15 protein-coding genes are annotated in these 17,706 nt (G+C 37.7%); 5 read left to right on the top strand and 10 right to left on the bottom strand.

The window, feature by feature from the left end; genetic code table 11:
• From H8S88_RS03335 to H8S88_RS03315, 5 genes are all read right to left on the bottom strand, one after another.
• A partial coding sequence (locus H8S88_RS03335; RefSeq protein WP_236127925.1) for a Spy0128 family protein occupies positions 1-3,473 on the bottom strand: 3,473 nt, incomplete at its 3' end.
• Between the two features lie 438 nt (positions 3,474-3,911).
• Positions 3,912-4,355, bottom strand: coding sequence for an 8-oxo-dGTP diphosphatase (locus H8S88_RS03330; protein ID WP_236127924.1), 444 nt, complete (start codon positions 4,353-4,355; stop codon positions 3,912-3,914).
• A gap of 60 nt (positions 4,356-4,415) precedes the next feature.
• Positions 4,416-4,934 carry an RDD family protein gene (locus H8S88_RS03325; RefSeq protein WP_236127923.1) on the bottom strand — a complete coding sequence of 173 codons (519 nt, stop codon included), beginning with the start codon at positions 4,932-4,934 and terminating at the stop codon, positions 4,416-4,418.
• 105 nt (positions 4,935-5,039) lie between these two features.
• On the bottom strand, positions 5,040-6,788 hold the full coding sequence (locus H8S88_RS03320) for a glycoside hydrolase family 13 protein (protein WP_236127922.1): 1,749 nt from the start codon (positions 6,786-6,788) through the stop codon (positions 5,040-5,042).
• 197 nt (positions 6,789-6,985) lie between these two features.
• Positions 6,986-8,005, bottom strand: a complete 1,020-nt coding sequence (locus H8S88_RS03315) for a DNA/RNA non-specific endonuclease (protein ID WP_236127921.1) — start codon at positions 8,003-8,005, stop codon at positions 6,986-6,988.
• Positions 8,006-8,138: 133 nt separating this feature from the next.
• Here H8S88_RS03315 and H8S88_RS09950 point away from each other — a divergent pair, with 133 nt between their 5' ends.
• Positions 8,139-8,417, top strand: a complete 279-nt coding sequence (locus tag H8S88_RS09950) for a MerR family transcriptional regulator (protein ID WP_431978936.1) — start codon at positions 8,139-8,141, stop codon at positions 8,415-8,417.
• Positions 8,418-8,826: 409 nt separating this feature from the next.
• On the opposite strand, the gene H8S88_RS03305 is transcribed toward H8S88_RS09950, so the two are convergent.
• Together H8S88_RS03305 and H8S88_RS03300 are read right to left on the bottom strand one after the other, a co-directional pair.
• Complete coding sequence (locus H8S88_RS03305) at positions 8,827-11,388, bottom strand: GbpC/Spa domain-containing protein (RefSeq protein WP_236127920.1); 2,562 nt, start codon at positions 11,386-11,388, stop codon at positions 8,827-8,829.
• Positions 11,389-11,717: 329 nt separating this feature from the next.
• Positions 11,718-12,260 carry a GNAT family N-acetyltransferase gene (locus H8S88_RS03300; RefSeq protein WP_236127919.1) on the bottom strand — a complete coding sequence of 181 codons (543 nt, stop codon included), beginning with the start codon at positions 12,258-12,260 and terminating at the stop codon, positions 11,718-11,720.
• 336 nt (positions 12,261-12,596) lie between these two features.
• Here H8S88_RS03300 and H8S88_RS03295 point away from each other — a divergent pair, with 336 nt between their 5' ends.
• Genes H8S88_RS03295 through H8S88_RS03280 form a run of 4 tightly spaced genes read left to right on the top strand, consistent with a single transcriptional unit; the run spans position 12,597 to position 13,841 of the window.
• On the top strand, positions 12,597-12,842 hold the full coding sequence (locus H8S88_RS03295) for a hypothetical protein (protein ID WP_236127918.1): 246 nt from the start codon (positions 12,597-12,599) through the stop codon (positions 12,840-12,842).
• Positions 12,839-13,174, top strand: a complete 336-nt coding sequence (locus tag H8S88_RS03290) for a DinB/UmuC family translesion DNA polymerase (RefSeq protein WP_000806926.1) — start codon at positions 12,839-12,841, stop codon at positions 13,172-13,174. Before H8S88_RS03295 ends, H8S88_RS03290 begins: the two co-directional genes overlap by 4 nt.
• A 12-nt stretch (positions 13,175-13,186) precedes the next feature.
• Entirely contained in the window at positions 13,187-13,555 is a 369-nt protein-coding gene (locus H8S88_RS03285) for a hypothetical protein (RefSeq protein ID WP_000567222.1), read from the top strand.
• Positions 13,542-13,841, top strand: coding sequence for a DUF5960 family protein (locus tag H8S88_RS03280; RefSeq protein WP_001072467.1), 300 nt, complete (start codon positions 13,542-13,544; stop codon positions 13,839-13,841). The genes H8S88_RS03285 and H8S88_RS03280 overlap by 14 nt, the downstream gene beginning before the upstream one ends.
• 117 nt (positions 13,842-13,958) lie before the next feature.
• Here H8S88_RS03280 and msr(D) read toward each other — a convergent pair whose 3' ends face one another.
• The 3 genes from msr(D) to H8S88_RS03265 all read right to left on the bottom strand — a co-directional run bounded on the left by msr(D) (position 13,959) and on the right by H8S88_RS03265 (position 17,315).
• On the bottom strand, positions 13,959-15,422 hold the full coding sequence (gene msr(D), locus H8S88_RS03275; RefSeq protein ID WP_000420313.1) for an ABC-F type ribosomal protection protein Msr(D): 1,464 nt from the start codon (positions 15,420-15,422) through the stop codon (positions 13,959-13,961).
• Between the two features lie 119 nt (positions 15,423-15,541).
• Positions 15,542-16,759, bottom strand: coding sequence for a macrolide efflux MFS transporter Mef(A) (gene mef(A) / locus H8S88_RS03270; protein WP_000417519.1), 1,218 nt, complete (start codon positions 16,757-16,759; stop codon positions 15,542-15,544).
• 385 nt (positions 16,760-17,144) lie between these two features.
• The gene (locus H8S88_RS03265) at positions 17,145-17,315 is read right to left on the bottom strand and encodes a hypothetical protein (protein ID WP_000873143.1); all 171 of its coding nucleotides are present in this window, start codon (positions 17,313-17,315) and stop codon (positions 17,145-17,147) included.
• Positions 17,316-17,706 lie beyond the last annotated feature (391 nt).

Raw genomic sequence — 17,706 nt, 5'->3', positions numbered from 1 at the left:
GTTGTTGACTCTGGAGTTGTTGACTCTGGAGTTGTTGACTCTGGAGTTGTTGACTCTGGAGTTGTTGACTCTGGAGTTGTTGACTCTGGAGTTGTTGACTCTGGAGTTGTTGACTCTGGAGTTGTTGTTGTGGTTGTAGTTGGTTCCGGAGTTGTTGTTGTGGTTGTGGTTGGTTCCGGAGTTGTTGTTGTAGTTGTTGTAGGTTCCTCTGTTGTTGTAGTTGTTGTTGTAGGTTCCTCGGTTGTTGTAGTCGTGGTTGTTGTAGTTGTTGTTGTAGTTGTAGTTACATAAGTATTTGTAAACTTACGTGGAGAATCTGCTTCTTGAACAGTTGCAACAAGCTTACCTTCACCATTATCTACTACTGAAACATGGACAGTGTAGCTTTCTTCTGAATAAGTAACACCTTCTTCAGAACCAGCTTTCTCTGTAATCACATATTCGTGCTCACCTGGTTCAGTGTATGAAAGTTTGAAAGCTACTTCATTTGTCGCTACTTCAACGCCTTCAACTTCTTTACCGTTTGATGAGGTTGCAATAACGTTTCCGCCTTCGCTCAATTCAAACTCAAATTGTTCTTTAGCAAGTTCTTTACCAACTAATTCTTTAGTTGCTTTGATGACTGCTTCAGCTGGTGTTGCTTTATATTTGTTTGTAAACTTACGAGTTGAATCTTCTTCTTTAACAGTAGCAACTAATTTACCTTCACCATTATCTACTACTGAGACATGGATTGTGTGGCTTTCTTTAGAGTATTCAACTCCTGCTACTGATCCAGCTTTTTCTGTCAACACATATTCGTGCTCACCTGGTTCAGTGTATGAAAGTTTGAAGGCTACTTCATTTGTCGCTACTTCAACACCTTCAACTTCTTTACCGTTTGATGATGTTGCAATAACATTTCCGCCTTCGCTCAATTCGAATTCGAATTGTTCCTTAGTAAGTTCTTTACCAACCAATTCTTTAGTTGCTTTAATGACAGCTTCAGTTGGCGAAACTTTATAAGTATTTGTAAACTTACGAGTTGAATCTGGTTCTGTGACAGTTGCAACTAGTTTACCTTCACCATTATCTACTACTGAGACATGGATTGTGTGGCTTTCTTTAGAGTATTCAACTCCTGCTACTGATCCAGCTTTTTCTGTCAACACATATTCGTGCTCACCTGGTTCAGTGTATGAAAGTTTGAAGGCTACTTCATTTGTCGCTACTTCAACACCTTCAACTTCTTTACCGTTTGATGATGTTGCGATAACATTTCCGCTTTCGCTCAATTCGAATTCGAATTGTTCTTTAGTAAGTTCTTTACCTACTAATTCCTTAGTAGCTTTAATGACAGCTTCTGCTGGAGTAGCTTTATAGGTATTTGTAAACTTACGAGCTTCGTCAGCTTCTGTAACAGTCGCTACGAGTTTACCTTCACCGTTATCTACAACTTTGACATGAACTGTATAGCTTTCCTTAGAATAAGTAATTCCTTCTGCTGTACCAGCTTTTTCTGTAATTGTATATTCGTGGTCTCCAGCTTCAGTATAGAGAACTGAGAAGACTACTTCATTTGTTGCTGCTTCAACACCATTGACTGTCTTACCATTTGAAGACGTTGCAATGACTTTACCACCTTCGCTCAATTCAAACTCAAATTGTTCGTTAGCAAGTTCTTTACCAACCAATTCTTTAGTTGCTTTGAATGTAGCACGAGCTGGTGATGGCTCATATGTGTTTGTTAAAGTTGGTGCTTGAGTTGTAACCTCAGCTTTAAGTGTTCCACCTTCAGCTTTAACAACGACTGTTACTTCGTATGAGTTTTCATCAAATGTGATACCTGGAACTTTAGTTTCAGTATTTTCTTTGATGACATAGTTATAGGTACCAGGACCTTTAGCTTTCAAACCTTCAAATGTGATGCTTCCATCTGCTTTGTTTGTTGTTGAAGCAATTGGAGTAGTCAAGTTGTTTGCATTGTACAAATCAAACTTGAACTCACCATCTTTTAAGGCTACTGGACGATTCCCAGCAATTACTTTCTTAGCAGTAATTGAGAAATCTGCTGCGATTGGTTCGTCTTGAAGGTTGATCTTAGAACCTTCAGCTCCAAGAGTTACCTTGTATTCTTTTTCATCAAGAGTATATCCAGAAGGAGCTGTTTTCTCTTTGATGATGAATGTCTTACCAACATATTTTTGATCAAATTCATCAGAGATTGCTACACCTTTTTCATTTGTAGTCAATTCTGTAGTGATAGTTCCATCTTCTGACTTCACTGTATAAACAGCGCCTGCAACTGGAACCAATGTGAAGGCATTTGTCTTGTTGATCTTAATCTTGAAGGCTGTAGAAGCTTCGATTTGTCCTTTTACAAGAGATACACGTTCAGCTTTGAAATCTAAATTTGTACGATTGCTACGTTGAGTAAGTGCAGTTCCATCTGCTTTAGTCAACTGGATAACGTTTTGAACTTTTCTACCATCACCTGGTGTTGTGGTATGGTATTCTACCCAATACGATTTAGATCCATCTGCAAAGATAAGGTTAAACTGAGTATAGTTTTCATTCCAAGCTACAGTATAGTCAGTACCTTCTACCATCTTCTTAGCATCAGAAGGAACTTGAGAAGTTCCATCGTTCAATGTTGCAGAAGAATAAACTACCAATGACTCTGGGATATACTGGATAGGAGCAAACTCAGATGTATTTGGAAGGAAGTCATTCAAAACTAAGTTTTTACCATAGTCTTGTCTTCCAGTATTGACACGAATTCTCCATGGAGAGTATACGTCACCTTTACCTACTGAACCAATTGCTGCTAACTTTGCTGAAGTCCATTCTTTACTTACTACATCGTTACCAACCTTAGCAAAGTTTTCGAAGCCTTCTTGCTTGCTGTCAACTGTCTTAGATGTAAAGGTATGTGTGATTGTTTTACCAACACCCTTGTTTTCAAAAGTTAGTGGTGTTGCTGTTTGGTCACTCTTAAATAGGAAAGTAATTGCATAATTTCCTTTCACACCCTTGACGGTGTCTCCACCAGTTTTAGCTTGGAACTCATCAAGGTTCTTCAAAGTAACACGTGCTTTACCACCTTGGTTATCACCATTAGCAGTAACAACTACTGTACCGATATTAACTTTTGTTTCCTTATCGAACAATTCAGTTGTTCCGTTATAGACGGTTACTGGAGTTGGAATATCAACATCAAAGTAATCGCCATTAGCCAATTTGCCATCATATTGTTTCAGGTCAAATTGAACGAAGAACTGATTTGAACGATTTGTAATAATCTGATAAGTACCATCACTATTCGGTTCCAATTTTGAATCCGACATGTTGAGGACACTGATGTCAGTTACTACACCTGTCAATTCCTTCCCATCTGCAAAAGCAACATTATTTGATGAAAACAATGTTCCCAAGATGGTCAGAATCGAGACAAAAAATATTAAAAACGGCTTAATCTTAAACTTTTTCACCATTAAATATTTCCTTCTTCCTACACTTTTTTAATAATCATATTTAAAAAACCAACACCGTTTCTTAAATACGTTGAATTATTTAAAATAATTCAAAAATATAGTACTACTTTTAACAATTAAAGTCAATATTTTAAACTAAATTATACCAAATATTTATGCTATTTTTATTTCCCTTGAAATTTTAGATTTTAGCAAAAAAATAGAGGAATTTTTCCTCCCAAATTTCTCCATTTAAAAAATATGATTTAAAACGAAAGTATTAAACAATCTTCCGATTGCCACTCTACTTTGTTACGATTTAATACGAAGTAAAAATTCTATTATTTTTTAAAATAATATTATGACAATAATTGTTTGATTGAGCTTCTCTTTAATATTAAAATTATTTACATTTATTTGTCATTCATTAGTTCTTTTTTAAAAAACAATTTAAATATTTCATTTTAAATCGTACTTCCAGTTTTCTCCATCTTGGTAGTAGAAAAATTCAGAAAGATCTTCTTCAAGAAAAATACGAAGCATATCTTCCATATCTAAGGAGAGGTCTAGATTTGGTAATTCTTTCAGGTCCTCCCACCAGACTTCCCCCTCTTCAGAGGATATTAAGTCTCCTTCAAACTTTTCTGTCTTATAAAAGAGAACTACATAACGAATGTCGTCTTCCACCCAATCTTTCATTCCACACATCTGGGGAGAAGCGATCTTTAAGCCAGTTTCTTCCTTCACTTCACGGATTACTGCTTCCGTAAATGATTCTCCCACTTCGACATGACCTCCAGGAAAGGTTATACCTGGCCAGTCCTCTTTTTTACGATCAATAACAAGAACTCTATCGCAGTCTCTTACCATACAAAGATTTGTAAACTCAACAGTCTCATTCATACAGATACTTCCTAACTATGTTTGTCTTTTTCTTTAAGGATAAGATAAACAATCTGTACCCTAGTCTTCTTTTAGTTGCACTTGCGTATGGGCTAGCAAGTCTCCTAGATGCCTCTTATCTTTCCGAAATATCGTCATTGCCAGTAAGGAAACTGCGAGTAAAGTCGCTGAAATAGAAAGGATAATGGATAACCCATCAAAATCACTATAGAAGCCATGAATCGTGCCCATATGACCGAGTTGCCAAGGTAAAAATTTGATGACATTTCTAATCAAGCTAGCCTGCACTGTTTTTTTCTGGTAGACCAATTCAAGTCCCGCATTTATCTTCCCAAAACTGCCATCATTTTTATAATCCAAGAATGTGAACAGGAGCGTGATTGGCAAAACAGAGGTGAAAAATACAAGCCACTGCGACTGAATTTCTGTAAAATCTGGGACGCCATTAAAAAAAATAATGTAAATAAGCATCGAACCTAAAAATAGAAGTACTAAATAAGCTAGAATGAAAAGATAATCAAACAGAAATTCTGTCATTCTTTTTTTAAACGAAATAGGATTGATTGCTAACATCTTCATCACCGTCTCCCCCTTCTCATCTCCCATTATAATATAAGGGCACAAATAAAGAAACCATTAATAAAAAAGAAAGACTGCAATCTTTCGATTCCAGCTTCTTTCTTACTAATCTTCTCTATAAATAACAAAGCCATTTGGCTGAATGATCAATTGATCATCCGAGATGCTTCCAAGACTGATCAGATCAGCTTGTTCTCTTTCTAGGACAACGTCTTTCTTGGAGTGGTTAAAGTAAGCTTTAAGGAGCTGTCCTTCATATTGCCATTCTACTGACACCACATCTGGATCAACTTCTTCTAAGCTTACTTTACCATGTTGAATCAACTCTGCTACTTCTTTTCGTAGCTGAATCAAGTCCTTCATAAAGTTCAGCATATCGTTGTCCGCTGACACGCGCTCCCAAGGCATGACACGCCGGCAATCCGGGTCTGGGCCGCCGATGAGGGCTAGCTCCGTTCCATAGTAGATACATGGCGTTCCCCGTTGCAGATAGAGGAAGGCGAGGGCAGACTTGACGGACTGGAGTTCGCCTTTGGCCGTCGTCAAGATACGCTCTGTATCATGGGAGTCTAAGAGGTTGAACATCACCTCAGAGATCTGTTGCCTGTAGTACATAGACTGGCTATTGATCTCCCAAATGAAGCGTTGCGTCTCCTTATGCCCACGCAGGAAATAATCCTTGATACTTTCAGAGAGGGGATAGTTCATCACCGCATGGAACTCATCACCATTGAGCCATGGTTGGGATGAATGCCAGATTTCCCCGAGAATATAGAGGTCTTGCTTCTTGGCCAAGACCGCCTTGCGGAAATCCCTCCAGAATTGATGGTCGATTTCATTGGCCACGTCCAGTCGCCAAGCATCGATATCAAACTCTTCAATCCAGTATGTCGCCACCTTCAAGAGATAGGCCTTCACCTCAGGATTAGCTGTATTAAGTTTAGGCATATAGCCCGCAAAGGCAAAAGCATGATAGGTTAAGTCACGATTGTTCCAGAGATTATCCGTCTCAACTGGGAACTCTTTGATATGGAACCAGTCCTTGTAAACCGAATCTTCCCCGTTTTTGAGCACATCCTGCCATTGGGGTGAATCATAGCCAATATGGTTAAAGACGGCATCCAACATGATCTTCATCCCACGCGCGTGAGCCTCTTTCACTAGCTGGCGGAAGGTTTCCTTATCTCCAAAATGCCGATCAATTTCAAAGTAATCGATGGTATCGTATTTGTGGTTGCTCGGCGATTCAAAAATCGGGCAAAGGTAGAGCCCTGTGATCCCTAACTCCTGTAAGTAGTCCAAGTGATCAATGATCCCTTGCAAATCTCCACCAAAGAAATCCAACATTGTAGGGGCAATAGACGCATCCCACGGACGGACGCCTTCAGGGGAAAGGGCTGGATTGCCATTAGCAAAGCGCTCAGGAAAAATCTGGTACCAAATCGTCTGCGCCACCCAGTCCGGAACAGCACACCCATCAATCTCATGGATAAAAGGAAGCTTAAAGCCGTTCATAACGAAGTTCAGGTTCTCCTTGGTGTAGGCTGCCAGACCTCGATCTCCGTACAAGATCTTCTCTCCCGCTGTGTCCTCTAATTCAAAGAGATACTGGACACGTGCATGACCAACTGATACCAACACCTGCCAATAATCAAACAAATCATCTGAGGTTACCTTGTCCATTTCCTTGGTTACCTCATAGAGGTCCTCGATAAAAATAAAAGGATCCCCATAGTGCAAGAAAATCCGTTTGATATCTTCTTTCTTGGTCTGGATGCGAATGTGGAGCTGGCCGTCCTTATATAGATAGGCATACTCCGATTCAGGCCGGTGATAAATCGCTGTTAATTCCATCTGTCCTCGTCTCCTACTTTTCTTTCTCATCATTCATCAGTTTATGCGAACGATTACACAAAATCATGTTCTAGTATACAACTTAATAAAAAGCTTTGCAAGATATTGGAGGAGATAATTCATAACTTCTAACTTTCCAAGATTAGCTTGCACACAAAAAGCCCTACAGGGCTTTTTTATATGCTTAAATTTTAGCTTTATTCTTTTGATGTATGCCTCTTTCCAAGATTCAGCGCTTGCTCTTCTGACATTTCGATTACATTCGCAAAATTAGTGTTTCTCGGCATATTATCCTTTGAATACCAATAAACATCCGCATTTCCATTTCTTGCCACATAAACTACTGGAGCATGTTGACGACTTGGTGCAGCAGGCTCGACTGGCTGAACTGGTTGCGCAGCTTCTACTGATTGACTCGGTTGAGGACCTTGACTTGGTTGCATATCTACAGGAGGACTTGAAGGTTGAGGTTGACTACTTGGTTCCGTCGGAACCAGTGATGGAGTCGCTGTTCCTTTTAAATAATCAATCGTTGCGTTCTTAGAGTAGTTATCCAAGGTGACGGTGGTAATCCCATAAGCATCTACAGATTCTTTCGGACTTCCTAGATTAATACGGAGTAGATTTCCTTCTTGATCAATCCCTACATACTGTAAAATGACTTGTCTCGGAATTAATTCATCACCTGTATAGACCGGAGTCACCTTATAGTCTAGCCAGTAATTAGGGTGAGTGGCCAACCAACTATCCAAGCGCTTTTCATAGTAGAGCATTCCCTCACTATTACTATCTGCAGTCCCACTATAATTTCCACTATTAGTCCAAGCTGTCAAAGGAACTAAATTTTTCCCTTCATTAGACAAGCCACTAAATTGATAGCCTACCAGATGCCCTCTATGGAACAACCAGGCTTTCTTTCCTTTGTTTCCATAGGACATTTTATAATTATGCCAACCAACTGGGTTATAAGTAAGTCGGGGCTCTCTTTTCTGCTTTGGTTCATCCTTATCTTGTAACTGTATGTGAGCTGAAGTCGCACGACCTAAATGATCAAACTCACCTAGAACGAGCTGCTTATTACCAGTAAAAGGCAACAGGTTGAGACTTTTGTAATCGAGTCCAGTTTGCTGGGCTTGAACACCTTGCAAAACGGTCAAAGACATAAAAACCGAGACCATCGCAACAATAACATTTTTCAAAAACCGTTTTGTAACCATGATTGAAACTCCCACATTTCTATCTAGTAATATTATAGCAGAAAAAAGCGGTTACAAAAAAATTATTTTTTCAAAAAGTCTTGTTCATGACTTTACGTAACGATTTACAATATTTATGAGGAGGTGGGTAAGTATGACCAAATATAGAGTGATTCCAGAAGGTTTTATGACAGTTGGACAACTAGCAAAGAAAATCGGCATTACCATCCGTACTCTACAATATTACGATAAAGAGGGGCTTGCTTTCCCATCGGCAGAAAGTGAGGGTGGTCGCAGGCTTAATACAGATAAAGATTTAGAGATGCTCCATCAGATATTGTCTTTGAAATCACTGGGCTTTTCTCTCAAGGATATCAAGGGGCGTTTGATCTCTTTGAAAACACCTGATGATGTTGCTAAAGCTCTTACGTAGCAGGCAGATGTTCTTCGTAAAAAATAGAACAACTTAAGGATTCTTTGGTTGCAATTGAGCAGTTGAAGACAGAAGTTTTACAAATACAGACAGTCAATTTTAAGAAGTATGCTGACATTATCGTCAAACTACAAATGTGATATTTACACATCCACTTTGCGTGAGATAAACTATGTGCTTTTTGAGCCATACTTTTCTTCTTTCGCTTTACAATTGGCTTGAACACCTTAATTGTATCGCGTTTGGAGTTTTTTGGTATAACCCTCATAGCGGGTGGTTCATTTGTCTCGCACCTCACGGAGCGAGATGGACTGAAAATCACATAATTTAAAAGGCTTTAGTCCTGTGCAATATAGGACTAAAGCCTCTAGATAAATTAGTTGTTTAACCTTTTTGGGTAGTACTAAAACTAGTCTGCTTTTTTCTTTCTTGACAAAGCATAACCGGCAGTAGCTAAACCAATAAGTGCTGAATAAGTCATGAATGATTGACTAGCTGATCCAGTATTTGGTAGTACTGCTTCTGAATCTTTTTGCTTAGGTTCTGATTTTGACCCTGGCTTAGGCTCTGGCTTAGGCTCTTGTTTTGCTCCTGGCTTAGGTTGTGGTTTTTCATCTTTCTTGATAAGCACAACATTCTTATGCCATTCAACAACTGGTTTTTCTGTTTCTTTCTTGACAGGTTCCTTAAGTAATTCAGGTGCTTCTGGTTTAACTGGTTCGCTTGGTAAGACAGGTACAGTTTTATATTTTGGTTCTGTAGGTGGAACTGGTTTTTCTTTAACAGTTGGTACTTCTGTCAATTCCGGTTTTTCAGGTTTAACTGGAGGTGTTGGTTCTGTTGGTTTAACTGGCTCTTCACCTGGATCTTGAGGGAAGGCAACGTTTGAGTTGATAGAGAACCAATAGAGAGTTGCTTCGTCTGTTGCGTTAGCACCTTTAGCTGTAAATTCAAGATGACCATCTTTTAAAATAACAGCAGCACCACCATAGTAGAGGTAAGGACTCTTAGGATCATCCCAACCCTTAGTTTCACTTGAAGAGTCTGCATTAAATGTTGCACCTTGATCCATGTATTGGTTTTGTTCTTTAGCAGATACTTCTTTTGTAGATGATTCTTGGTCTACACTTGAATTTGGAAGTTTAATAAACTCTTTGTCACCAATGTTTACAGACTCGACGTGAGGAGTATTTTGGTGTTTCATTTTTGGTGTGTATCTCAAAACGCCTGATGTTGCGTCAACAGTGTAAGTACCGATAACGTCTGATTTATCACCAAATGTGTAATCTTCGGTACCAACTGAGTGACCATTTCCGCCACCAGATGCGTTCACTGTTGTAGCATCGACTACTGTTTCTTCAGTTACTTTAAAGGCATCATCAACCCATGTTGCTTTTTGAGAGACGATTTTCAAAGGATTGTCAGCATTGATATCAACTTCTGCACTACCGAAGTCAGCTTTACCGCTTTTCACAACAACGTCTGCACCATCAAGTTTTGGTTCACTTCCATCTGAATATGGATCCCAAGTTCCACGAACTGTATTACCTTCGCTATCTTTAGCTTCAACAACTAGAGTACGAGGTTTGTCATTTTCAACATAAGATGCACCATTCCAGTGGTTAAGTGAGTTAAGGGCAAGGATTGCATTGTGTTGTGACAAATCAATCAATTGGTCATTTTCATCATAAAACTCAATGTCAACACCAACTGTAACTGGGTTTTCAGTATCAGTTGAGCTACCAATTGTCATTGTAACCGCTGGATCGTTATAAATTTGAACGATTCCTTTTCCATCTGATGATGGAAGGCTCTTCACTTCGTATTTATAAACAACTTTTGCAATACGTTTTTCTTCGCTACCTTTTACAATTTTAGCTTGAGTAAGTCCTGTGTATGTCACATCAAATTTGTCTCCGACTTTTACAACTCCCCACTCGATTTCATTGTTAGCATATGGGTTTGTAGTTGTCACATCAGAATCTTGAAGATTCTTAGTTTCATACATCTTAGTAGCTTTACCATCACCGTACATACGAGCTTGACCTTCTTTTGTCAAGTAGGTTGTTAATCCAGTTGTTTGGTGTGTGATTTTAGTTGTTTCACCATCAGCAAGTTCTTCAGAGAGGAATGTCAAATCTTGTTTGTATTTTGCAGGATTTCCACCACGCTCTGCAACTGTCTTATTGAAGGCATCTTTAGCATCATCGTATTGTGCTTTTTTCTTGTTGTAAATTTCGAGTTCAATCAAGTAAGCAGCTTGTGCTTCATCATAAGCAGCTTTTTTAGTTTTGTATTCGGCTAATTTAGTTTCATACTCTGCTTGAGCCAATTTATTGCTTTCAGTGGCTTCTTGATTTGCTTTTACAGATGCATTGTATGCTGCAAGAGCTGTATTATATTCTTCAAGCGCTTTTTCATAAGTAACACGCGCTTCTTCATTACTTTTCTCTACAGCTGTTTTTTCTGCTGTTTTTTCAGTTAATTCCTTTTGATAAGCAGTAAGTTTTTCGTTGTAGACTGCAAGCTCTTTGTCGTAATTTGCTTGTGCAGCAGCATTTTTTGAATCAACTTCAGCTTTTTCTTTTTCGTAAGCTTTTTGATTTGCTGCTACTTCAGCTTTATAATCAGCTACAGTTTTATTAATTTCAGTAACTTGTTTTTCGTAATCTTTAGCAGCAGCTTCCTCTGAATCTTGCTTTTTAGTCTCTGTTTCTTTTACTTCAAGACCTTCATTTGTTGCAGCAGTTTTAGCTTCTTCCAACTTCTCTGGAACAGCAACCTCTTTTGTTTCCTCACCAGTTACTGTTGTAGTCGAAGTAACGGATGTTGATGCTGATGAAATTTCATCGGCAGATACAGTTGCAATACCTGCAGTTGCAATCATTGTTGCGACAGCAACAGAACCAAAAGCAACTGAGGTTTTTCTCAAGGCATACTTAATCGTTTTATTATTCTTGAACGATAACATAACAAGCTCCTTTTAAAATTTTTTTATTATTCTTCTCAAGCAAAAAGAATTTTTGTTCTTCGAAGTCAGAATGATAGTATCAAAATAAAAATGTAATGTCAAGGTTTTTCCATAAATTTTCAGAAAGTTTCAATCTATTTTCATTTTTTATAAGCAATTTCGTTTTGTAAACATTCCCTTATGAAGTATCTTATTATTTCAACTAATTATTCAAAATAAAAAACTGCAATCTACTCGTTGCAGTTACACACAAATTTTCTTCTATTTCTTTTAGAAAATTTATAAATTCATTTTACTCGTTAAAAGGGGTTACCTCGATAAACTGGGATTTACTGAATTGAAATCCACTCTGCCTTTGATAGACAGGTTATGTGTTCTGTGCGAAGAACTCCTTCCAATGCACATGGAACCTTCTCTTTTGTATGATGATAACGGAACCCACATTTTTCCTGAACTCTCTGCGACTTTGTATTGCCATCAAAATAACCGCACCACAATTTCTCCAGATTCAAGTAATAAAATCCATGTCTCATTATCTCACGAACTGCTTCTGGTATCAGACCCTGACCCCAATAAGGAACTCCAATCCAGTAACCAATCTCGGCATCAGTATCCGGAATCCTTTTATCACTTGCAGATCCAATCATCAATCCGATGCTACCCACTGGCTGCATCGTTTCTTTTAAAACAATGGCGTATGTCTCAGGTGCTGAAAGATAACTTTTTATAATCTCCCTACTATTTTCAACGCTTGTATGTACTGGCCAACCTGCAATCGGACCCACCTCGGGATTACTGGCATATTGAAATAAATCATTGGCGTCTTTTTCTTCCCATGGGCGAAGAATCAATCTTTCCGTTTCTAAAATCATTTTTCTCTCCTTAAATTCCAACTGTTTATACAATCATTTCAAATGAAGGATTTTTCATGATTTGACTCTTTGTATCAACGCTATACACTCCACATGTGCTGAGAGCTTTCTTCTATACTAATAGACGAAAGGGTGTGAAAATGATTTTTAAATGATACTGTGGAACGGAACAGTAGCCCTAGTATTGACTACTGTCGTTTCTATTCATATTGGCTATTCTAGGACTGAGATGAAAAAATCTATAAATGCTCAGAATAAAATTGAACCCGCAAATCTCCCCAAAACAATGGTGAGTCATGTACTTGTATTATTCCGAAAAAATACACCTCTGGTGCAGTGAGACAAATTGGTGTATCTTATAGTGGCTTCGTAGATGAAAGCTATACTCTACTATCACTCTTTGATGATGTAGAACAAATTGAAAAAGATAATAGACTTCAGACAGCTATTGATGTTGTCAGAGAACAGTTTGGTTTTTTAGCCATACAAAAAGGAACCGTCCTAACTGAAGGTTCCAAAAATATTGAACGCAGTAAACTTATCGGTGGTCATTCCGCGGGTGGATTGGAGGGATTAAAATGAAACAAGAAAAAAATACAGTACAATTTTCAGAAATCCGTAGCAAAGGATGTAATGATATTGAAATGCTTGAAAGATTTTTACATGGAATCGTTGAAACAGCAACTTCAAAACTTCGTCAGAGAAAACTCAAAACAACTGAAATATCGATACGACTAGTACATGCTAAATCTGAAAACCGATTACCATTGGAATTTACATTTAGCATTAAGCCAACAAGCTCATCTGTGATAATCTATACTGAGGTAATCAATCGCTTTAAAGAATGTTACACAGGTGGGGGAATTCAAGGTTTTACGATTCAATTTGATAAAAATACCCTTGCCTCTGCATAGAAAGGATTTGATATGATTGACCGTTCATATTTACCATTTCAATCAGCAAGAGAGTACCAGGATACAAAGATGCAAAAATGGATGGGCTTTTTCCTATCTGAACATGCATCAGCACTCTCTGATGATACAAACAAAGTAACGTACATGTCTGACTTATCACTAGAGAAGAAATTATTACTCCTCAGTCAAGTATACGCCGGGCAGCTACGCACACGCATTCAAGTGATTGAAAAAAACAAGCGTGTTTCCTACACTGGAACAATACCAAGTCTGACCAAAGATTTCATTTTGATAAAAACTACAACAGGTCACATCAATTTGAAATTAAAAGACATTATTAGTATTGAACTTGTCGAGGAGGTGCTCTATGAATCAGCTTGAGTTTCAGCGTAATCACCTACAAATGGACTATTATAGCGAGAGCTACCAAGATTTTGAACGTGACTTCTACCGCTACTCTAACATGAATATTCCATTGACCTTCCTAACTGATGATATCCTAAAAACAATGGCGACTTCACGTAAGAATTACTTTGTCCTCAATAAGGAAAAGTCCAGAGATAACCGCGATCACTTCTTCATATTTGAAGTAAGTACCGTAGATGAGAATCCGCTAATCTATCATTATACATATAAGAAAACTACAATATATTTAGCAGAAAAATAGGAGCAGTTCAATTGACTGTTCCTATTTTTAATATTCATAAAATCTAAAGTCTTTATACTCTTTAACAATGGAGTCGCCAACCAGAACAGACTATACTGACCAGCGACTACCTTAAATTTAATGTTTCAGATTTATTTTCTTATCTCTAATTTCATAAACTACATCTGCTACATTTTCGAGTAATCGTTTATCGTGGGTGATAAACACGATAGTTCCGGTGTACTCCTTCATTAGTATTTCCAAAGCCTCTAAACTTGGTATGTCAAGGAAGTTACTGGGTTCATCCATTATTAGGATGTTATATCTACCCATGAGCATTTTAGCAAGCAACAATTTTATAATTTCTCCACCGCTTAAAACAGATAAACTTTTTCCAATATCGTTCTGTTTGAACCCCATAGATGCTAGCACTGAACGAATTTCTGATATATTGTAGTCACAATCCTTCTGCATAAACTCCATAACATTCTGATTACTGTTGTACTTGTAACCATTCTGTGCAAAGTAACCTATTTTTGCCTTAGGCGAAATAGAAATTCCTTCTTCATGGTTTAAGATCATTTGGATTAAAGTTGTTTTTCCGATTCCATTACCACCAGTTAACGCCACTTTTGCTCCTAACGGAATTTGAAAAGATGCATTTTCAAACAGAGCCTTATCCCCAAATACTTTATTAATTTCTGCACCGACTATAGGGTATGGATTATGGAGCTCCAATGCTTTACTTTGCCTGAAACGAATTCTGCGAATGCCTTCCGGAGCTTCTACTTTTCCTAAGGCCGCAATCCTGTGCTCTAGGGTTTTAGCAGCATTATACATCTTTTTTTCCTTACTTCCTATTGATTTTTGATGAGCTAAACGCCCTCCGTCTTCAGTACTTTTTTTCTTTGAAGAACCTTTTGCCTTCTGTTCTATTTTACGAGCCTGTTTTCGCTTTTCCTCCGCAGCCCTTTCCAATCGGGCACGTTCCGCAATAAATTGTTCGTATTCTGCAGCTTGGCTCTTACGTTCTTCCTCTTTCTGACGAAGATAATCAGAATAGTTTCCCCAATACTCAGTGATTTTGCCATCTTTCAGTTCCCATATTTTATCTACTATTTCATCAAGAAAATAGCGGTCATGGCTAATAACTAACAGTGCACCTGTAAAATATTTTAGCTGTCCTATTAGAAAATCAATTCCTTCACGGTCTAAATGGCTCGTAGGTTCATCCGCTAAAATACCATGAACCTGTGCCGATAAGGCCTGTGCTATTTTAAGCCTTGTTTCTTCACCACCGCTCATAGTCTGTATATTTAATTGCTCAACACCTAGCTTGCCTACAAGTGCAAAATCTTTTTCCTCCTGCAGAGTTACTTCGTCCAACTGGGGAATATAGGCAAGTTCACCCAGACGATTCATTTTACATCCTGGGGGAGTTAATTCTCCTAAAAGTACCCTGAGTAAAGTGCTTTTTCCAGCACCATTTGCTCCTACTAAACCAATACGGTCATAATCATATACTTCTAATTCATTTATATCTAAAACATCGCGTCCTTTGAATTCCACACGAATGTCTTTTGCTTTTAATATTAATTCCATAACATTTCCTCCTGTCTATAATCGCATGCTTTCATTTGCTTGTATGCAGGGAAAACCCTGCGATTTTAGCAGGAAGAGTTACATGAAAATAAGATACATAAATATTCCTCCAATATTGTTTATTTTAAATCTAATTTTCTAACCTCAGTTATCATTTGGCAAACTATAGCAATGCCAATAATTAAAATACCTGATAGTAAAAACCAATGATTTACACCGATTTTATCAGCAAAGAATCCAGAAAGAATTAACCCAATTGGCATAGCAAGTGACATGATACTTCCGATCAAAGAAAATACACGTCCTAAATATTCAGGCTTAATTTTCTCCTGAAAAAGAGCTGTTTGCACACCGCTATAAAATGGCACCGAAAGCCCCATTATTGCACAGCAAACTACGAATATTACAAATCCATTTGGAGGAAGTATTCCCGAAACGGCTAAACTGGTCCCCATTATAAAAAATGAACTTGTTATTAGTAATACATGCTTTTCGAAGCCCCCTAATCTTCCTAATAATAAGCCTCCTGCTAGCATCCCAAATGCAAAGGAAATTTCCGTAATAGAAATATGCACAGGCGTTCCATTAAAGTGTTCCATGCTTATTAAAGGAAATAGTGCATTGATTGGCATATAAACAAAAGTATATAGTGTTCCTAAGAGTAATAAGGCAAACAATCCTTTGTTTTGTCTCAGAACCACAACTCCTTCTTTCATCTCCCTTATGAAATTTGGTTCTAAACTTTGCACTTGATTACCCAGCTTAGGTATACGTACAATTGCTACCGTAATAGATGCAATCACAGCACCCAATACGTCGATGGCAATAATAGCATTTAAATCCCAAACGGAGTATAAGAGTGCTGCAACTGCCGGACTAACAATATAGCTTATAGACTGCAAAGACTGACTATAGCCTGCGCATTTCGTTAGCTGTTCTTCTGGTACTAAAAGTGGTGTAACCGCATTGAGTGCTGGGGTATGAAAAGCTGTTCCAATGCTACGGATAAACAATACTATCATAATCATCCAGACAGGTAGCTCCATACAGAATGCAACAATAGCAAGCACTGCACCAGCTGCTGCGATAATTAAATCGGCACCAATCATTATCTTCTTCCTATCATGACGATCCACTAGCACACCAATGGCAGGTCCCAAAATCGCATAGGGTAAAAAACCTACTAATGAAGCCATAGACAAGACCATCGCAGATCCTGTTTTTTCTGTAAGGTAAAAAATAATCGCCATTTGCAGGATGGCACTAGTGATTAATGATACTGCTTGCCCTGCCCATATTGCATAAAATTTTCGTTTCCAATTGTTGTATTTTTCCATTTATATTATCTCCTGCATATTATTTTGCTTGAATTTCTATTTTGAATAGCATTCTAGGCAATAAAAAATGCAGGCCAAACCCCACAATGTGGCTTTTGGTCTGCATACATACAATTTGGAAACATTCATATTAAAGACATAGTTAAATAAAGGTATAGTTAAATAACCAATATCCTCACCGTAACTAATGAATGCTCAATATCGTATAAATAAGCACAACAAAAAAGCCTATCATCGGGTATAGATTCTGCTTTTTTTATTGCCAGCTTATCTTAAACGCATTGAGGCTGTCATAGTTTCGGTTCCTCCTACATCTTTGTTTATATCAATTTATAGTATAACACAACAAGATGATATGTTCAATATAAAAGTTATGGAATGAGACTCATACTTCCAATTCGATGCCAGATTTAAAGGATATGACGAAGTTTTCTTCATAGACTGTAACGCTCTGGATTATCTTCCTTAGTAGCAAGCGATTAGCTTTCACAAAATCTTCTGTTTGTAGTTTTAAAAATTCATCAGGATTTTCTAACTCAACCTCAAAATATTTCATTTTACATTCCCTCATTTCATTTATTGATAAATTGAGTTTGCAAAAAAGAGTGGACAATTTTTGTCTACTCTTAACCTTTAAAATAGTTTTTTTTAATCGATTTGAAGTTGCCTAAATTATTACTTATTCGGTAAAATGAAGTATTGCTTTCAACAGATTTCCTTCAACTACACTTCACTTGATTCAAACAAGGTGGGTACATTTCTATTCCCACAAACTCCTTGTCAATGGAAACAAACACGTACCCACAGGGTAAATGGAAATAGAAACTGATAATTTCTAGCTATCACTTCTACTCATTCCAAAAATTTTCTCACTCTGATACTTACCCACCATAAAGCAAAAAGCCTTGCAATCAAGGCTTTCATTATCCCTTTCGTTCAAAGGTTTC

The organism is Streptococcus sp. GS001, assembly GCF_021595565.1.
Classification (GTDB): domain Bacteria; phylum Bacillota; class Bacilli; order Lactobacillales; family Streptococcaceae; genus Streptococcus; species Streptococcus xiaochunlingii.
The sequence above is the reverse complement of the archived record's forward strand: the minus strand, read 5'-3'. Positions and strand labels throughout refer to the sequence as shown.